The 18,603-nt window shown below is 71.9% G+C and carries 11 protein-coding genes; 4 read left to right on the top strand and 7 right to left on the bottom strand.

The window, feature by feature from the left end; translation table 11 throughout:
• The first annotated feature begins 9 nt into the window (after positions 1-9).
• From ACFC51_RS16010 to ACFC51_RS15995, 4 genes are read left to right on the top strand one after another with little or no spacing between them, the layout of a single operon-like run.
• Positions 10-2,247 (top strand): 1,4-beta-glucanase, encoded by a 2,238-nt coding sequence (locus ACFC51_RS16010; RefSeq protein ID WP_376529185.1) that lies wholly within the window; start codon positions 10-12, stop codon positions 2,245-2,247.
• A gap of 15 nt (positions 2,248-2,262) precedes the next feature.
• Entirely contained in the window at positions 2,263-4,239 is a 1,977-nt protein-coding gene (locus ACFC51_RS16005; protein ID WP_376529182.1) for a beta-galactosidase, read from the top strand.
• Positions 4,236-6,455: a glycoside hydrolase N-terminal domain-containing protein gene (locus ACFC51_RS16000; protein ID WP_376370142.1), complete on the top strand. Its 2,220-nt coding sequence runs from the start codon at positions 4,236-4,238 to the stop codon at positions 6,453-6,455. The genes ACFC51_RS16005 and ACFC51_RS16000 overlap by 4 nt, the downstream gene beginning before the upstream one ends.
• Before the next feature lie 33 nt (positions 6,456-6,488).
• Positions 6,489-7,193, top strand: coding sequence for a hypothetical protein (locus tag ACFC51_RS15995; RefSeq protein WP_376370140.1), 705 nt, complete (start codon positions 6,489-6,491; stop codon positions 7,191-7,193).
• 69 nt (positions 7,194-7,262) lie between these two features.
• Here the strand turns inward: ACFC51_RS15995 and ACFC51_RS15990 are convergent, their stop codons facing one another.
• The 7 genes from ACFC51_RS15990 to ACFC51_RS15960 form a co-directional block, all read right to left on the bottom strand.
• Positions 7,263-9,032 (bottom strand): HEXXH motif domain-containing protein, encoded by a 1,770-nt coding sequence (locus ACFC51_RS15990; RefSeq protein ID WP_376529179.1) that lies wholly within the window; start codon positions 9,030-9,032, stop codon positions 7,263-7,265.
• 39 nt (positions 9,033-9,071) lie between these two features.
• Positions 9,072-9,260 carry an aldo/keto reductase gene (locus ACFC51_RS15985; protein WP_376529177.1) on the bottom strand — a complete coding sequence of 63 codons (189 nt, stop codon included), beginning with the start codon at positions 9,258-9,260 and terminating at the stop codon, positions 9,072-9,074.
• A gap of 101 nt (positions 9,261-9,361) precedes the next feature.
• A complete protein-coding gene (locus tag ACFC51_RS15980) occupies positions 9,362-10,468 on the bottom strand; it encodes a caspase family protein (protein ID WP_376529174.1) in 1,107 nt (368 codons plus the stop codon).
• Positions 10,465-11,631 (bottom strand): hypothetical protein, encoded by a 1,167-nt coding sequence (locus ACFC51_RS15975; RefSeq protein WP_376529172.1) that lies wholly within the window; start codon positions 11,629-11,631, stop codon positions 10,465-10,467. The genes ACFC51_RS15980 and ACFC51_RS15975 overlap by 4 nt, the downstream gene beginning before the upstream one ends.
• An 80-nt stretch (positions 11,632-11,711) precedes the next feature.
• Positions 11,712-16,034 (bottom strand): FxSxx-COOH system tetratricopeptide repeat protein, encoded by a 4,323-nt coding sequence (fxsT, locus tag ACFC51_RS15970; protein WP_376529169.1) that lies wholly within the window; start codon positions 16,032-16,034, stop codon positions 11,712-11,714.
• Positions 16,034-17,083 carry an AAA family ATPase gene (locus ACFC51_RS15965; protein WP_376529167.1) on the bottom strand — a complete coding sequence of 350 codons (1,050 nt, stop codon included), beginning with the start codon at positions 17,081-17,083 and terminating at the stop codon, positions 16,034-16,036. The genes fxsT and ACFC51_RS15965 overlap by 1 nt, the downstream gene beginning before the upstream one ends.
• Positions 17,080-18,537 (bottom strand): hypothetical protein, encoded by a 1,458-nt coding sequence (locus ACFC51_RS15960; RefSeq protein WP_376529166.1) that lies wholly within the window; start codon positions 18,535-18,537, stop codon positions 17,080-17,082. Before ACFC51_RS15960 ends, ACFC51_RS15965 begins: the two co-directional genes overlap by 4 nt.
• Between the last annotated feature and the right edge of the window lie 66 nt (positions 18,538-18,603).

The following is an 18,603-nucleotide window of genomic DNA, read 5'->3' as shown; positions in this document are numbered from 1 at the left end:
GTCCTCGCCATGCCTGCTTCGTCCGTCCCTCAGCCGGATCCCGTCCCGCACCCCCGGCGCCGCACCGTGCTGGCCGGTGCGGCGGTGGTCGCGGCCTCGGCCTCGGTGCTTCCGGCGGCGGGCCGGGCAGCAGCCGTCCGGCGGCCGGCGAGGACCCAGCCGCACCGCTGGCGCACCGCGGCGATCGGCGGGACGGGGTTCGTGACGGGCATCCTGTTCCACCCGGCCGTACGCGGTCTCGCCTACGCCCGCACGGACATCGGCGGCGCCTACCGGTGGGACGGCCAAAGATCCCGCTGGACGCCGCTCACCGACCACCTCGGCTGGGACGACTGGAACCTGCTGGGTGTCGAGGCGATGGCCGTCGACCCGGCGCACCCGGACCGGCTCTACCTGGCCCTCGGCACGTACGCGCAGCCCTGGGCGTCCCCCGGCGCGGTGCTCAGGTCCGAGGACCGGGGAGCGACCTGGGCCCGTGCGGATCTCACGGTCCGTCTGGGGGCCAACGAGGACGGCCGGGGCTGCGGAGAGCGGCTGCTGGTCGATCCGCGCGACAGCGAGACGCTCTGGCTCGGCACCCGTCACGACGGACTGCTGCGCTCCACGGACCGCGGTGCCACCTGGACGGCCGACGCCTCCTTCCCCGCCACCCCTTCGGCGACCGGCCAGGGTGTCACGGTGCTGGTGGCGGCCGGCCGGACGGTGTACGCGGGGTGGGGGGACGGCCCCACGGCGCTCTACCGTACGGACTCCTCCGGCGGGTGGGAGGCGGTCCCCGGGCAGCCGTCGGGCGGGGCGGCGACGCGGGTGCCGGTCCGCGCGGCGTACGACGCGGGAGGGCGGACGCTGTACGTGACCTACGCGGACGGACCCGGCCCCAACAACCAGAGCGACGGCTCCGTGCACCGCCTCGACACGGTGAAGGGGACCTGGACGGACGTCACCCCCGTGGCACCGGGCGCCGGCGACGCGTTCGGCTACGGCGGGGTGGCCGTCGACGCGGCCCGCCCCGGCACGGTCGTGGTCTCCACGAACAACAGGTGGAGCGCGGTGGACACCGTGTTCCGCTCCACGGACGGCGGGTCCACCTGGGCGTCGCTCAAGGACACGGCAGTGCTGGACGTGTCGGAGACCCCGTACCTGGAGTGGGGCGGGGAGCCCAAGTTCGGCTGGTGGATCCAGGCCGTGGCCGTCGACCCGTACGACTCCCGGCACGTCCTGTACGGGACCGGCGCCACGGTCTTCGGGACACGCGACCTGGTGCACTGGGCCCCGGAGATCCGGGGACTGGAGGAGTCGGCGGTCCGCCAGCTGATCGCACCTCCCTCGGGGGCCCGGCTGCTCAGCGGCCTGGGGGACATCGGAGTGATGTACCACGACTCCCTGACAGCCTCCCCGTCGCGCGGGATGGCGTCGAACCCCGTGTTCGGCACGGCGACGGGGCTCGCCCTGGCCGCCCTGAAGCCGTCGTACGTGGTGCGGACCGGCTGGCCGTCGGGCTCCGACTCGGCCGGTGCGTACTCCCGGGACGGCGGGGCGAGCTGGCAGCCGTTCGCCGCGCAGCCGGAGATCGCGCCCTCGGCCCCGGGGCCGGTGGCCGTCTCGGCCGACGGATCGGTGCTCCTGTGGTCGTTCGTCCACTGGGACGGCACCAAGTACGCCGCGCACCGCTCCACGGACGGCGGCGCGACCTGGGCGGAGGTGACCACGTTCCCCAAGGGCGGTACACCGGTGGCCGACCCGCTCGACCCGGGGCGTTTCTACGTGTACGACACGGACACCGGCACGGTGTTCCGGTCCACGGACCAAGGCGCGACCTTCACCGCGGGCGCGACGGGACTCCCCTCGGGCGACGTCCAGTTCCGCATCGCGGCGGCTCCCGGGCGCTCGGGCGATCTGTGGCTGTCCGCCAAGGACAACGGGCTCCTGCGCTCCACGGACGGCGGCCGCACCTTCGCCCCGGTGGCCGGCTGCCAGGCCTCGCACGCCCTCGGCTTCGGGAGGGCGGCCCCGGCGAAGGGGCGGGGCGGGTACCCGGCGGTGTTCCAGACCGGCCGCGTCTCCGCGACGTACGACGGTGTGGCCGTCCTCCGCTCGGACGACGCGGGTGCGACCTGGGTCCGCATCAACGACGACGCCCACCGGTGGGGATGGACCGGCGAGGTGATCACCGGTGACCCCCGCGTCCACGGCCGTGTCTACCTGGGCACCAACGGCCGCGGCATCCAGTACGCAGACCCCCACTAGAGGAACGAGACGTCCATGCCGTCCCTGCACGACGCCACCCGTGGCCGCCTCCTCTTCGGCGGCGACTACAACCCCGAGCAGTGGCCCGAGGAGGTGTGGGCCGATGACGTCCGGCTGATGAAGGAGGCGGGGGTGAACTCCGTCACCGTCGGCGTCTTCTCCTGGGCGATGATCGAACCGCGCCCAGGAGCAAGGGAGTTCGGCTGGCTGGACCGGCTGATGGACCTCGTCCACGCCCACGGCATCGGAGTCGTCCTCGCGACCCCTACGTCCTCCCCGCCGCCGTGGATGGGCTCCCTGCACCCGGAGACCCTGCCCCGCGCCGAGGACGGCTCGCTCGTCAACTACGGTTCCCGGCAGCACTTCTGTCCGAGCTCCCCGGTCTACCGGCGGTACGCCGCGGCGCTCACCGAGGACCTCGCGGCGCGGTACGCGGACCATCCGGCGCTCACCGTGTGGCACATCAACAACGAGTACTGCACGCACTGCTGGTGCGACGAGACCGCAGCCCACTTCCGCCGCTGGCTGGCTTCCAGGTACACCACCCTGGAGGCGCTCGACGACGCCTGGGGGACGGCCTTCTGGAGCCAGCGCTACGGCACCTGGGCGGAGGTCCTGCCGCCCAGAAGCGCGCAGTACATGCGAAATCCGGCGCAGGAGCTGGACTTCAGGCGCTTCACCTCGGACGCGCTGATGGAGTGCTACACCGCCGAACGGGACATCGTCGCGCGGCACACCCCGCACATCCCCGTGACGACGAACTTCATGCCGCTGTGGTCGGGCCAGGACGCCTGGGCGTGGTCGGAGCAGGAGGACATCGTCTCCGTCGACGTCTATCCGGACCCGGCCGACCCGCGGGCCGGGCAGTACAACGCGATGCTCGCCGACATGACCCGCTCGCAGGCCGGCGGGCCGTGGATGGTGATGGAGCAGGCCGCCGGCAGCGTCAACTGGCGGCCCGTCAACCACCCCAAGCCGAAGGGGCTGAACCGGCTCTGGTCGCTCCAGTCCGTGGCCAGGGGCGCGGACGCCCTCTGCTACTTCCAGTGGCGGCAGTCCCGGCAGGGAGCGGAGAAGTTCCACTCCGCGATGCTCGGCCACGCGGGTGAGCACGGCAGGACCTTCCAGGAGGTCAAGCGCATCGGCGCCGAACTCGCCCTGCTCGCGCCGGAGGTGAGCGGCACCCGCGTCACCGCCGAGGTCGCCGTGCTGCACGACTGGGACGCCTGGTGGTCGAGCGCCCAGGGCGGCCGGCCGTCCTCCCTCGTCTCCTACACCGAGCTGGTCCAGGCCTGGCACCGCGCACTGTGGGAGAGCGGCATCGGCGCGGAGTTCGCCCGGCCCGGAACGGATCTGAGCGGGTTCCGCATGGTCCTCGTACCCCAGCTCCAGCTCCTCGCCGACGCGGCGGTCGACAACCTCGTCGCGTACGTGCGGGGCGGGGGCACCCTCGTGTGCGGGTTCTTCACCGGTGTCACCGATGTGGACGACCGGATCAGGCCGGGCGGCATGGACGCCCGGCTGCGTGAGCTGTTCGGCATCCGCACGGTGCACGAGTGGTGGCCGCTGGACGCCGGAGCGACGGTCGGGTGCGACGGCTTCCGCGGCACCCTGTGGTCGGAGGAGCTGGAGCCCGACGGCAGCGCGGAGACGGTGGCCTCGTACCGCGGCGGCGAGCTGGACGGGCTCCCCGCGGTGCTCCGCAAGGGTACGGCCTGGTACGTGTCGACCCTGCCCGAGCCGGAATCGCTGCGCGCCCTGCTCGGCCGTGCCGCGGACGGCGCGGGCGTGCGGCCCGTGGTGGAGGGACTGCCCGCCGGGGTCGAGGCCGTACGGCGCGGGGAACTGCTCTTCCTGCTGAACCACGGCCGGGCCCCGGCCTCGGTGAAGCTGCCGGGCCGCCACCTCGACCTCCTCACGGACACCGGAACCGAGGGCCGCGTGGAGCTGGGCCGCTACGGCGTGGCCGTGCTCAGAGACGTCTCCGCATGATCGACGGCACGTGGGAGCCCTCCCCCGCCTCCCGCTGGGAGGACGCGTTCCTCAGCGGCAACGGCCGCCACGGGGCGATGGTGTTCGGCGACCCGGCGGACGACCGGGTCGTCGTCAACCACCACACCCTGGTACGGCCGAACGGCAGCGAGGACCTCCGGCCGCCGGAGCTCGCCGACGGGCTGGGCCGCCTCAAGGACGCGCTCCTGTCCGGGGACGCGACGGCGGCGGAGGACTTCGGCGCCGGACGCCCGCTGGCGTGGGTGCAGCCCTTCCACCCGGCGTTCCGTACGCTCGTGCGCCGCAACCGGGGGCTGCACGAGGCGGTCTCCGGATACCGGCGCGAGGTCGACTACACGACGGGCGAGGTGACCGCGGCCTACGAGGCGTGGCGCAGCGGCGTCTTCGTGTCGCGTGCCGACGACGTGGTCGTGCAGCACGTCACCGACCCCGGGCTCACCGCCGACGTCCTCCTGGACCCCGCCCTGCCGGGTGCGCCGGCGCTGCTGGCGGTCGGCCGCTCCACCGTGCTCACCTCCGGGGGTGCGCGGCTGGCTCTGCGGGTGGGCTACCCGGGCAGCGCTCTCGGGTACACGGGCGTCACCGTGGCGCGTGTGGACGGCGGGCAGGTGTCCGTGGCGGGTGAGGGCGTCCGGATCGAGGGGGCGCGGAGCCTCACCCTGACGACGCGGGTCGTCCGCACGGCCGGCCGGCCCGACCTCGGGGAGCTGTGGGAGGACCTGCCTCCCGAGGACTACGCGACGCTGCTGGACCGCCACCGGCCGCTGCACCGGGAGGCGTACGGGCGCGCCTCCCTCACGCTGCGGGACGCCGCGGCGGGGCGTGAGCTGTCCGGGAGCGAGCTGCTGCGCGACCCGCGGAGCCCCGCGCTGCTGGAGCGGCTCTTCGCGGCCGGCCGCTACCACCTGCTCTCCTCCTCGGGGATGCTGCCGCCCCGGCTGACCGGCCTCTGGACCGGGGACTGGGACACCGCCTGGTCCGGCGCCTTCACCACGAACGCCAACCTCAACCTCCAGATCGCCTCCGCCTCGGCGGCGGCCCTCCCGGAGGTCATCGACGCCCACACGGCGCTGGTCCAGGGACAGTTGCCGGACTGGCGGGACAACGCCACGGCGCTCTTCGGGGCCCGGGGCATCGTCGCGCCGTCCCACACCGACGGTGCGTCGGGCCACACCCGGCACTTCCAGCGCGCCTATCCGCTGCATCTGTGGACGGCGGGGGCCGACTGGCTGCTGCACCCGCTCCTGGAGCACGCCGAGGCCGCGACCGGCGCCCCGGACCACGCGCTGACCGCCGCGCTCGTCGAAACGGCCCTGTTCTACGAGGACTTCCTCGACCGCGAGGACCCGGACGGGAATCTGGCGGTCGTCCCCTCCTACTCCCCGGAGAACCGGCCGGCCAACGCGAGCTGGGGCACGGTGAACGCCACGATGGACATCGCCGCCGCCCGCCACGCCCTGACCACGGCCGCAGAGCATGCCCCCGGGCACCCGTCGGCCGCCCTCTGGCGGTCGCTCGCGGCGCGGCTCCCGGCGTATCTGGTGAACGAGGACGGGGCGCTCGCCGAGTGGGCGTGGCCGGGCCTCATGGAGACGTACGACCACCGCCACCTCAGCCACCTCTACCCGGTGTGGCCGCTGGACGAGATCAATCCGTACGACACCCCGGAGCTGGCCGCGGCCGCTCACCGTGCGCTGGAGCTGCGCGGGGCGGAGAACGACTCGGCCCACGGGCATCTGCACCACGCCCTGATCGCCGCCCGGCTGCGGGACCCGTCCCGGGTGTCGGCGGCGCTGGACGCGGTGCTGGGCGGGGACTTCTTCCACGACTCGCTGATGAGCGCCCACTACCCGTCCCGCGACGTCTACAACGCCGACGCCGCCCACGCCCTGCCGGCCGCCGTGATCGAGTCGCTCGTCCAGTCGACACCGGACCGCCTGATCCTGCTGCCCGCCGTCCCGGCCGCGTATCCGGCGGGTGAACTCCGCGGCGTACGGACCCGGTTCGGCGCGCGGCTGGACCTGCGATGGGCGGACGGCGGCGCGACCGCCGTGCTCCGTCCCACCCGCGACGCCCGTGTCGATCTGCGTACGGGCGACGGGCTCGCCCTCACCGAGACCTCCGCCGGAAGTCCCGCGGCTCCTCTGGAGCTGACGGCCGGCGTGGACCGCGTCCTCACCCTGGAGCCGCGGTAGCAGTCCTCCATCCCCACATGGAAGGAACACCCCATGGCACGATCCACCCTGACCCGGCTGCTGGCCCCGGCGGCGGCCGTGGCCGCACTGATCGGATTCGCGGCGGCACCCGCCCACGCCGCGATCTGGACCTCCTCGGAGCAGTGGGGCAACTACACCACGTCCGACGGCTACATCCTCTACAACAACATCTGGGGCTCCGGGGCGGGCACCCAGAGCATCTGGGCCAACTCGTCGAGCAACTGGGGCGTGACGGCGAACCACCCGAACACCGGCGGCATCAAGTCGTACCCGAACGCCAAGAAGGTCGTCAACAAGCCGATCTCCTCCCTGTCGTCGCTGACCAGCGGCTACAACGTGACCGTCCCGTCGTCCGGCGCGTACAACACGTCGTACGACATCTGGGACACGGACTACGACTACGAGGTCATGCTCTGGGTGAACTACAACGGGGCCGTCGGCCCCCTCGGCACCTCCCAGGGCAACGTCACCCTCGGCGGCCACACCTGGACCGTCTACAAGGGGAACAACGGGGCCAACGAGGTCTTCTCCTTCCTGCGGACCTCCGACTCGTCGTCGGGCACCGTGAACATCCTGCCGATCCTCAAGTGGATCAAGGACACCAAGGGCTGGTGGGGCAACGAGACCATCGGTGACGTCCAGTTCGGCTACGAGATCACCTCGTCGTCGGGCGGGCTGAACTTCACGACCAACGGGTTCAACGTCTCGTCGAGCTGATCCCGGCGGGACACGGGCCGGGAGGACGCTCCCGGCCCGGCGTCAGGACGGGGCGGAGCTGCCTGCCCGTCAGGCCCGGACGGAGTCACCCGCCAGCCAGTGCGCGGTCCCCGTCCAGCGGCCGGGCGGGGACACCTCCAGCAGCGCCGCGAACCGCTCGGGGCGGGCCAGCAGCCGGCGCTCGCGCGGGTGCAGTTGCGTGTGCGCCAGCAGCCAGCCGGACAGCGCGTGCGGGTCGGGCGGACCGGGCTCGCGCAGTCGCTCGGTGTACAGGGCCCGCGCCGCCTCCGGATCACCCCCGACGAGCAGCTCGTCGGCCGTGGGCGCCCGGCCTGCCCTGAACTCCCGCTGCTGGTAGAGCCGTACGCGGTCGTCGTGCCAGTACCCACGACCCGGTTCGGGCGCGACCAGGGGCTCACCGGTCCGCACCGGAGCCGCGCCGGCGCGCAGGGCTTTGACGAGCGTGCCCCGGTCGTCCTCGCCGCAGCGCAGGTTGCGCAGGCGCCACTCCACCCGGTGGCTGACGGCGGAGGCCCGCGCCTTGGCCACGGTCGCGGGGTCCAGGGGCTCCCTCAACCAGCCGTCGACCGTCCCGGAGAGCCGGGTGACCAGCCGGCGCCCGGGTCCGGTGAGCGCGGCCCGTGTCGCCAGGGTGCGCAGGACCATCCGGGTCTGGAGACGGCGGAGCGCGAAGAGGAACGGCGCCCGGCCGTCCCGGTCGGCAGCCGGGTCCCCGATCCGCTCCCGCCAGAATCCGGTGACGCCGACGAACGCGTACGCGCCGTGCAGGAGGCCGGGCAGGTGTCGGGGGTCCGCGCGCCAGGGCGCGTAGTGGCGCTCGGACCGGTCGTCCTCGATGAGGGGGAACAGATGGAGCAGGGCACCGAGCTTGCTGTGCTGGAACTCGTGCACGAGGGTCTCCGCGAGCGCGAGACCGTCGCGCGGACGGGCGACCACCATGGAGCCGAAGGCGTCGCCGGTGGAGGCGCTGAGCCCCTCGGCCGGCACGGGGAGGGCCCTCTCGTCCTCCTTTGCGTGCCAGGGCACGATGCGGCTGATCTCCTGGGGCCGCAGCCCGCCGGGCCCGCTGCCGCCTCGGCTCAGGAGGGCCACTGCGTCCCGGAACAGGGCCTGCCAGTGCTGGAGTTCGCCGGGATCGAGGCGGCGCGGGGCGATCGGCTCGTCGAGGTCGCGGTAGGGGTCCAGGTCGTCGAGCTGCACGGCACGCCCGCCGGTACCGGTGTCCAGCCGGTGCACGGGCAGCCAGCGCTCCGACTCCGGCTCGGTGAGGGGGCGTACGACGACATCGGGACCGCGCCTGGTACGGACGGTGAGGGCCCCGCCGGAGATCAGCGCCCGTACCGCGTGGAACACGTCGCCGTCCGGCCCGGGCAGCCGGACCAGCCCCAGGGCGGGCAGGCTGACGGCCGCGCCCCGGGCGGGCAGGAGGAGGTCGGCGGCCGTCCCCGCGTGGAGGGCCGCCGCGGCGGCGACAGCGGCGATCTGGCCGGCGTCCGCCCACAGGGGCGGGCCGGAGGCCGTGCCGTGCAGCCGGCGGAGCGTGTGGGCGAGCCAGCTGCCGACCTGGGGGGTCAGCAGCAGGCCGTCGACCTGCTCGGGCGCGCGGGCGGCCGCCGCCTCCAGGGTGGGCCAGAGCGTCGCCGCGTCCAGGGGGCCGAGGATGCCGGGGTCGGCCTCGAAGGCGTCGAGGAGTTCACGCAGCAGCAGCAGACGGCGCGTACGCTCGCCCCGCACCAGGAACGCCACGGCCTCGGGCGATCCGCCGCCCGCGGCGATCTCGTCGAACAGGTGGCCGGGCATGCGGATCGGGGCGTACATCTCGCTCCCTGTCGTGGACGGATTGCTCGCGGCGGACGGTCACTCGGCCCGGCCCGGTTCGCCACCGCCCATCGCGTTGGTGCGTGCACGCCGGAGTTCGGCAAGGAGCCGTGCGGTCCCGTCCGGAGCGGGCAGGCGCCTCAGATCGGTGACGCCCAGGAAGGTCAGGTCCATGACGTCGGACTCGATGTGATCGGGTGTGCCGTCGGCGGGCACCGGCTGGTACAAGACGCGCTCCCCCTTCGCGAGCGGTGGCACAGGATGCCACCGTTTACTCCATCATGACGACTGAGACCCCTTCCCGAAACCCGTGTGATCACGCCAGCAGCTCACATGGCAGCGCCCGGACCGCCCAGCAAATCCTCCACGGAGGAGCTGAGTTCCGCTGCACGATCGGGATCGTCGTCGATCAGCGTGACGGCTTCGTACAGCTTCCACAGGCCCTGCGGGCTCGCTCGCAGCGCACGGACCATACCGATCACGTCGGTTCGAGGCATGGCGTGCCTCGGCATCCGGGCGACCACCGTGGAAGGCAGCTCGTTGACCAGGACCTGCCTCTCGTCCCGGTCGTTCATCAGCGGATACGCCATGAGCGCCGCGATGATCCGGGCAGTCGGGGCTCCGTTCCGTCCGGTGGCCGGGCTCGCGTCCGGCGGCAGTGCCTGGGGAACGCGCTCGCTGTACCCCGGCGTCTCCAGACGGAGGCAGGGGACCTGAGCGGTGTGGCCTGCCGCGCGCAGGGCGCTCATGCGCGCCTTCACGGCATCGAAGAGAGGCAGGGGCTCCGGCATCGGATCGGCTGAAAGCTCACACAGAACGATGTCCGAGAACAAGCCGAGTCGCCGGTCCGGATCGTTGCCCGCCCGCTGTCCGCGGCCGGCCGCGAACATCAGCGTCTGCCGGTGCTCGGCGATCCGCGCCCCGGTGGGGAAGCGCTCGCTGGACAGCGTCTGGGGGAAGCCGTGCTGCTCGTCGAAGGTGCGGCACGCGTCGACCATCCACATCTGCACCCCGAGACCCGGCGTCGCGTCGCTCCGCAGCCGGGTGAGCGCGGATTCGACATGGATCGCGCGGCGGTCCGACAGGGTGGCATCGGAGGTGTAGAGCGCCATGCTCTCGTCCGTGTCCAGCACGCCGTGTCCGCCCCACCACACCCACAGAGCCTCGTCCCTGCGGTCGGTGACGTCCTTGACGAAGGCGCGCCTGAGGGAGTCGTGGTCGGCCGGACGGAACGGGAGGTCGGGTACGGCACCGGGCAGCGGCGCGAGATGGAGCTGGATGTTGGCGTCGGGGACTCCACGGGCCAGCAGCCAGGAGCGGAAGCGCAAGGCGTCCCGCGCGGGTCCCGGAAGGTCCCAGTCGGGACCGGCGGCGTACCGCTCGATCCCCACGACCAAGGCGAAGACGCGGTCCGGCGGGACCTGTCCGTGGTTCACGGCAGCTGCTCCCCGATCGCACGGTAGACGGCCGGATCGGTCCAGTAGGCACTGTGCGCCACGGGGAAGGGCTGCCTGCTGTCGGTGGCGACGTCCCGGGCCCGGCCGGGGAAGAGGGGCTCTGCGGCGTACCCGAGGAGGTCCCGGCGGTCGTAGAGATTGAGCCACGGCGGGACGTGGGCGGGGAGCGGGTCCGGGTGGACGAGCGAGGGCAGCGCACCCGTCTCGTAGAGGAAGGGCCCCTGGGAGCCGACGGTCATCAGGACCTCCACCCCGGGCAACGGACCGGATATGAGGGTGTCGAGCGCGATGATGCCGCCGAGGCTGTGCCCGAGCAGGACGACGGGCGGCTCCAGCGTCGCCACCAGCTCCCGCAGGCCCTGGCGCATACCCTCTCCCCGGGCCAGGTACTTGAGGATGTCTCCTGCCGCCGGATGTGCGGCGTCGGTGAGGGCGCGGCGGCGCCGTACGGCGTAGCGGGAGCCGAGGTGCACGAGCGGCCTCCCCGCGAGCCGCAGCAAGGGACCTCGACCGGTGCCGGACGGGACGGCTCCCAGGTACGCGGCGAGCACCGCCACGGTCGCGTCCCTCTCGTCGCCGACGCTCTGCAGGGGGTTGTCCGCCGCCAGTTGCTGCGCGGTCACCGTCGCCGTCAGAGCCCGGGCGAGAACCCATGCCAGGGCCTCCTGGCCCAGGGCGTCGGAGGCGGGGCCCAGCAGCGGACTGCGCGCCAGGCCGGCGGCCGCCTCGGCCAGTCCGGGGACCGGCCGGCCGTCCCCGGCCGTTCCGCGCGCCGCGAGGCCGTGGAGCAACGCCCTCGGGCGCTCGCCGGGGAGGGCCGCGCCGGGTGGCGTCACACGCCGGGCGGCACCTGTGGCCGCTGCGGCGAGCTCGGCCGAGGGGTCGTCGTACAGCCGGGCCCACACCTCCGCCTCGTCACCCTCTGAGGAGATCTCTGTGTTCCGGCCGGTACCCGCCCCCGGGGCGGCCGGGATGCTGGCGCCGGACGCGGCCAGCGCCGCGCCATGGCACCCGCCCCAGTCGTACACCGTCAGTCGCACGCCGGGGGCGGTCGTCGCGAGTCCCGAGACGATCCGCCCGGACAACGTCGTGAGGTGCGGTTCACGTACGCCCGTGCCATGGATGAAAACCACTGCGGTCATGTGTCCGCCCCCGTCGCCCTGTCGCGAGGCCCCGTCCGTCGCCGTGGACGGGGCCCGCGTGTCCTAGGTGGTCCTCCGCGTCACATGGGAAGCGGTGTGATGTCGCATTCGATGCGCTGATGCAACCTGGCAGCGGTGTGCCAGGGGTGATTGGCCCCGAGCACCCGCGCGAAGCCCTCGACGGCGACCCGGTTGAGCCGGTCTGCCTCATCCGACTCGCCGAGCCCTCGCCGGTCGAGCCCCAGATTCGCCGTGCACGCGAGCGTCACCGGATGCTCGGAACCGGCCGTCTCGGTGAGCCTGGGGAGCAGGTCCGCGTCGACGGCCATGGCCTGCGCGAAGTCCAGCCGGGCGTAGTGGTCGTTCGCCCGGCACATGGCCGCGGTCAGCGTGTTGATGTGCTTGGCGCCGAGGACGGCTTCCAGACCCTCCAGTGCCTGGGCGTCCAGTGCCTCCGCCCGGTCGGTGTCCCCCTGCGCCCTCAGCGTCGCCGCGAGGTTCACCCTGGCGAACTGCGTGTACGGGTGGTGGTCCCCGAGCACCTTCCGATAGGCCGCCAGAGTCTGCTCGCCCAGTTCCCGGGAACCCACCAGGTCGCCGTTCAGCCGCCGCTCTACCGTGGCGTGGACCGCGGCACCGAGCGCATCGGTGTTGTTCAGACCGTAGCGGGTGGTGAAGCGCTCGAGGGTCAGCTCGGCGAGGTCGGACCCTCCTTCGACCACACCGGCCCTGCGTCGGCACACCGCGAGGTTCAGCGCGGCACGGATGGTCGCCGCGTTGGTCTCGCCGAAGTGGGTCACGTAGGGCAGGTAGTTGGACTCCTGCAGTGCGCGAGCGCCCAGGTAGTCGCCTGCCTCACGCATGTCGATGGCCAGTCCGTTGAGGGTGTTGAGTGTGAGCCCGTTCACCGGTCCGTAGAGCAGTTCCCTCTGCCGTGCGGTCTCCTCGTCGAGCTCCCGCGCGAGCGTGAAACTGCCGTTCAGCCTCAGGGTCACGCCGTAGTCATGTGCCGCGCTCAGGGTCGTGGGGTCCTCGGGACCGAAGAGATCGCTCGCCCGGGTGAACGCCTCCTCGGCCAGCTCCTTCGCCTTGAGGAAGTCGCCCCGGTGGCGCAGCGCACCGGCCATCTGCCACATGGAGTCGATGAGTTCCTCATCGGGGATCTGCGCGCCCCGCGAGATCGCCAGAGCCCTCTCGTTGTGTGCGACCGCTTCGTCGGAGCGCCCGAGCAGCCGGAGGTAGAAGCCGAGCAGCTTGGTGATCCTGATGACGTGCAGGTCCTCGTCACCGGACTGGGCACGCCAGGCGGACCAGGCCAGTCGTGCCTGGGCCGCTCCGGACTCGTGGGCACCCCAGTAGTAGAGGAAGAAGACCATGTCGTAGACGAGGTCGCGGACCCATGCGTCGGAGCTCTCCACCGCTCCGGACGCGATGACGTGCGGGAGGATCGCCTGGTAGGCGGGCCACTGGTCCGGCGAGGCGGGAGCCCCGGGCTTCGCCGTCGTCAGCAGCAGGTGGGCCGCCCGGGTCATCCGGGTCCGCTCCTCGGGGTCCATCCTGGCCACGATCACGTTCTGCATCAGCCGGTGCATCTGCAGGGTCGAGGTCTTGTGGTCCAGCCTCACGAGCGACAGCTTGCTCAGGTCCCTGGTGGCGCGGGCCAGCAGCAGGGGGTCACGCAGGACGGGGTCCAGCTCAGGGGTGACCTGGACGTTGCGTCCGCCCCTGAAGAGGTTGAGAGGAATGGGTTCAGGCGCCATGCAGGCGCAGATCTCCAGGAGTTGACGTGCGGCCGGATTGTCCTGCGAGAGGCGTCCGAGGGAGATGTCCCAGACCGCCGCGACCGGCAGCGGATAGTCGGGGGACGGATCGAGATCGAGGATCTCGGGCCGGCGTGCCTCCAGCAGGTCGAGGTACTCGTCCACCGGCATGCCGGTGGCCGCGTGCCATGCGCCCGCCTGCTCGACCGCGAGGGGCAGGTCGCCGAGTGCTGCGGCGAGCCGGTCGGCGTCACCGGAACTCAGGCCACGTGCGCGGCGCTGGAGGAGCGCGATGCTCTCGTCCCGGTCGAACACGTCGACGCTGAGGGGCGTGGCGACACGTTCCCACTCGCGGTTGCGCGAGGTGACGATGATCTTCCCCGGACCGCCGTTGGGGAAGTAGTTCCGGACGACTTCGATGTCCTCGGCATTGTCGAAGACCAGCAGCCAGTTGTCGAAAGGCTTGCCCGTGCGGAGGGCCTCACGCACGGCGGGCACCGCCGCGTTGGCCTGCGGTCCGACTTCCAGGCCGAGGCTGCGGGCCAGGTCGGCGAGAGCGCCCAGGATCAGGTTCTCCTGTTCCGCGGGAATCCACCAGATGACGTTGAACTCGCCGCTGTGGCGGTACACGTACTCCACGGCGATCTGCGACTTCCCCACGCCGCCCATGCCGTGGAGAGCGTGCGGAAGGACCGCCGTGGTCTCGTCCTCCCGCAACTGCCGCTCCACCGCCTCCAGAAGGATCTCCCGCCCGGTGAAGTTCGGGTTCTTCGGCGGCACGTTGCCCATGATCTTCGGCTGGCCCGTGCGGACGAACCGAAGCTCCGGTGCTGTGACGTGCGTGCGCTCGTCGACCCGATCCTGCTCGGTGTCTACGGGTGGTGTCGTCGGCGACACAGATCCTCCTGAGGGAACCGTCGGATGCGACGGGGAAGCGGGGCCGTTCTTATTCACATCAGGTGCCTCTTTATCATCTCTTGTACCCTCAGTCGGCCCCACCTCGCCGGTCCGCATCGCACCGTTCAGGCGTGATGCCCGATTCCGGTACGGGAGTCCTCCCAGCGCACGCAGGACGGCCAGTTCGATGCGCAGCCAGGCCGGTCCGCCCTCTCCACCCGGCAGCTTCGACCGCGCCGGGTCGCGCAACGCCGCACGCAGTCGCACTCCTTGCGTGCCGCCCGCTCGGGACTCCGCCAGAAGACCCACGGCCCGGGCGAGTTGCGTTCGATTTCCGGTCGCGAGCAAGGCTTCACGAATGCCGTCGGCGAAGTCGGGCCCGTCTGCGCCGTCCCGTTCCCAGTCGATCAATCCGCCCATCATCACCTCGGCCAGGTGCTCGGGCTGCGCCTCCGGGAAGGCCCGGTCGCGCAGTTCCTCGATGATGTCGAATCTCATCGGAGCGACGGCCAGCAGGACGGCGAGTTGCCGTGCGAGCGGGCTGGCCAGCGAGAAGAATCGGCGCACGGCGTCGGCTGCCGCGCGTGGGCCGTCGATTCCGGGGGCCCGCAGCCCGGCCGCAGCGACGCCCTTGGCCATGGCTCCGGCCAGAACGACCGGCAGTGTCCGCCGCACGCCGCGTTCGCCGGTGACCAGATCCGCCCACGCACGGAACGACCCTGGACGCAGGCTGAGGACCGGCACGGCCACGGACCCGTCCCCCGCGTCGGGCAGAAGGTGCGCGTGTTCGGGTACGCCCTGCGGCGGATGACACATGAAGTGCCTGTTGAGCGCTCCGAACCCCGCGGCGTCCAGCCGGGCCCGGAACGGGTAGACCGAGGACCTGTGGCGCAGGTACGGGGGGAGCAGGTGGACGAGGGCCGTGGGCCCGGACGCCGCGAGTCTCCCCAGCAGTTCGTCGGCACCGCCCTCGGCCCAGCCCGGCGCCAGGCCGTCGGTCACGACGAGGAACAGCCGCGAGCCTCGCCCGTCCAGCAGCTCGGCAGGGTCGGCCCGCCGGTTGCCGGGCCAGCGCAGGACGGGCGCCTCCCCGCCGGGCAGGGACACGTCGACCGTACGGACGTCCCGGAAGGCCCCGCTGCGCACGGCCTCGTCGGACAACTGGCGTAAGGAGCTGTCCCACACGGGCATGGTGGGCGCCGTGTCGACGAGCAGCATCAGGTCGAAGGCGCGCTCCTGGACCGGGTCGAGGTACGGAATCCACAGTCCGTCGATGACGCCGTTCTCCGCGGTGCGCGCCTCGTCGAGGCGGCTCTCATGGCGCGAGGGCACCAGACGGCCGAGTCCACGCAGGGCCTTGGCCAGATGCAGCGGCCCCACGCGGCGGGCGGTGCGCGGCTCGTGCGGCAGGACCGCCTCAGGCCGGCCGTACCGGTGCACGTCCACGCCCTGGACGACCGTCGTCCGGGGGTCCACCATGCTGCTCCCGGCAGGCACCGTCTCCGACGGCCCCGGGTCGAAGGGGGTGGCCGGCGCATCGGGAGGGAACTCCGTCACGTCGTCAGGTGGGGGCGTCGGCCCGGATGCCTCCCCGGACGCCGCGCGGTCCGCCCGATGCCAGGCCGCCGCGAGCCAGACACTGTCGGCGAGGTCCTGCCAGCTCGCCTCGCCGTCCGTTTCGTCGTGGGGGCCCTTGGCCTTCGCGGACGCCGTGTCCGGAGCGCGCTCCCTCGGCGAGCCGTTCATCAGCGGCCCTTCGAGAGATCGCGGAGGAGCATCTCGAGCAGATTGCGCCCGTCGCCGTCCGCCCGGAATCCGTCAGCGGTGGTGAGCTGCACGGCATTGAGCAACTGATCGACGGACTGCGTACCCCCGCCGTCGAGACGTCTGACGAAGTCGTTCACGAGTTCCTCGATGCCTTCAGGACGCCGCCCGAGGTGGCTGACCACGATGGAGACGAGCTGCTCGCGGCTGGGGGGACGCATCTCCAGCGGCAGACAGCGGCGCCGGAAGGCGGCCGGGAACTCACGTTCGCCGTTGCTCGTGATCACGACGACGGGGAACTCCGCGCATTCGACCCGTCCGGCTTCGATGACCGCTCGCTTCTGGGGGTCGTCGGTGAAGACGGAGACCGCGCTCACGTCGGCGCGCACCAGTTCCGGAATCTCGTAGCTGCCGTTCTCCAGGACATGCAGAAGGTCGTTGGGAAGATCGATGTCGCTCTTGTCCAGCTCGTCGACGAGCAGCACCCTGGGACGCTCGTACGCCAGCAGGGCCGTCCCCAGCGGGCCGAGCGTGACGAAGTCCCCCAGGTCGGGGACGTTCTCCGTGCCGTTTCCCTCCGTGGCTCCACTCGCACGCCAGGCGGCGATGGCCTGCGCACGGCCGATGGCGTCGTACTCGTACAGACCGCCTCGCAGCGTGGTCCGGCTGACGATGCTCCACGGCAGTACGCGCCCGAGCCCCAGTTCCCGGGCGATCAGATAGGCGAGGGTGGACTTGCCGACGCCCGGCGGTCCGGTGATCAGCAGGGGGCGGCGCAGCAGGAGGGCGGCGTTGACCGCGTTGATCTCCTCCTCGCGTAACTGAGGCCCTTCCTGGACCGTTCCGAGTCGCCGCAGCGCCGACTGGGCGTCCTCGGGCGGATCCTGTTGCAGCGGGCTTCCCGAGAACACCCGCCAGGGCGGTGGCTGCGGCAGCGCGGGAGGGAGCCCGGCCGGGGGCTTCCCTGTTGCGTGGAACACCCTCCAGGAAGGGGGCGTGACGGACTGCGCTGCCGAGGCCTGCTCGGTCATGCTGTCAACTCCTCGCAGTCGATCAGGCGATTGGGGTCATCCCATAAAAGGGCCAGATGTTTCCCGAGGGACCAGTTGTCACGGTTCATCCCTTCGGCCTTCTTGCGCAGCGCGCTGACCTTCGAGGGGATTTGCGCGGGAGGGTGAGCCAGCAAGAGCGTCAGCACCTCGCCCGACAGATCAGGGCTGTCCGTTCTCCGGTCCCAGGCTGCAAGGCCCACCCCCTGAGCGATCGCGGTGACGAGTGCTTCCAGGCCGTGACCGGGCAGTGCGGGAACATCGAGGATGACAGCGGTCAGGTCCGGGTTCGCTATCAGCGTGGCACGCCAGCGGTCGAGCCGCTCACCCTCCTCGCCGTGCCAGCGATACGACTCGGCCACACCGGCGTTCCTGAGCTGAGTCCAGCGTTCCCGCCACAGAGGCAGATATCCATCCCTGTGCGCCGCCCTCATACGTTCGAGGGACCTGAGATGGACATGGAAGCGGAGGCTGATCGGCAGCGGGTCACCACTCCAGGTACCCATTTCCAAACGGGCCATGTCATGGTTGAGCAGCGTGAACGGGAGGACGAACTCGACCTGCGCAGGCGGCTCGTTCTCCATCACCGGGAGACGGGCCCAGCGTTCCTGCCCCCGCCCGATGGCACGCTCCACCTCACCCGCCAGGTGGTCGAGCGTCGTGGGGCGCACGTCCCCTGCCACAGGCTCCCAGTAACCTGGCGCGGCATTGACCCAGTGGCGTACGTAGATATCGGCCGAACTGTCGTCCGCAGGCTCCACCATCACGACGAGACAACGTGCGACGTCGGGATCAGCCGTCGGCAGAGCCTCGATCGCGCGCCTGCGCTCGTCCAGGGCGTGCACCGCCTCCGGGCCGGCCTCTCCGGCCCAAGCGTCCGACCACTCACGGAGCCGCTCACGGAGTACAGGTCCCTCCAGGAGGGCGGTGACCTCGACGAGCACCAGGGCCGGAGGCAGCCCGTCGGCCTGGGTGTTGGACCCGCGCAGGTAGTCGAAGCGCTGGGCGGGGGTCTGGCCGTACGGCACGGCGACCCCCAGCTCATGGTTGAGCACGGCGTGGAGTCGGCCGTCGTCGAAGCGCCGCACGTCCGCGAAGAGCCGATGGATCTCCCGCACCGCGCTGTCGGTGAACTCCGGGGCGACCCCGATCACGGGTACGTCGAACCCGGCATCCTTCGCGAGCAGGGTCAGCTGCGCCTCGCATTCGGGTCCCGCGATGACGCCGGCAGCGAAGATGAGCGCCGAGAGGCCCATGGGGTCCTTCAGGACGTCCCTGACGAAGGACAGCATGTCGACCCGCGGATTCTGCCGCCTGTAGGTGATCTTCACGCCGATCTGCTCCCCGGCGAAGTCGACGAACTGAGCACACTGGTCCCGGTCGGTCACGAAGTCCTGTACGCACAGGTACTCGACCAGCACGCCGACCAGCTTCACCCTCGCCCCGTCCGGCTCATCCGCCCCGGGCAGCCCGTGCACCACCACCGACCACCCCCGTCGAGT

The sequence above is a fragment of the Streptomyces sp. NPDC055962 genome, assembly GCF_042270185.1.
Lineage (GTDB): Bacteria > Actinomycetota > Actinomycetes > Streptomycetales > Streptomycetaceae > Streptomyces.
The sequence above is the reverse complement of the archived record's forward strand: the minus strand, read 5'-3'. Positions and strand labels throughout refer to the sequence as shown.

Bases quoted from the DNA above. Each gene is read 5' to 3' on its own strand.
- ACFC51_RS16000 (WP_376370142.1), top strand. From the start codon at position 4,236: ATGATCGACGGCACGTGGGAGCCCTCCCCCGCCTCCCGCTGGGAGGAC.
- fxsT (WP_376529169.1), bottom strand. From the start codon at position 16,034: ATGAACGGCTCGCCGAGGGAGCGCGCTCCGGACACGGCGTCCGCGAAG.
- ACFC51_RS15965 (WP_376529167.1), bottom strand. From the start codon at position 17,083: ATGACCGAGCAGGCCTCGGCAGCGCAGTCCGTCACGCCCCCTTCCTGG.
- ACFC51_RS16010 (WP_376529185.1), top strand. From the start codon at position 10: ATGCCTGCTTCGTCCGTCCCTCAGCCGGATCCCGTCCCGCACCCCCGG.
- ACFC51_RS15990 (WP_376529179.1), bottom strand. From the start codon at position 9,032: ATGTACGCCCCGATCCGCATGCCCGGCCACCTGTTCGACGAGATCGCC.
- ACFC51_RS15995 (WP_376370140.1), top strand. From the start codon at position 6,489: ATGGCACGATCCACCCTGACCCGGCTGCTGGCCCCGGCGGCGGCCGTG.
- ACFC51_RS16005 (WP_376529182.1), top strand. From the start codon at position 2,263: ATGCCGTCCCTGCACGACGCCACCCGTGGCCGCCTCCTCTTCGGCGGC.
- ACFC51_RS15975 (WP_376529172.1), bottom strand. From the start codon at position 11,631: ATGACCGCAGTGGTTTTCATCCATGGCACGGGCGTACGTGAACCGCAC.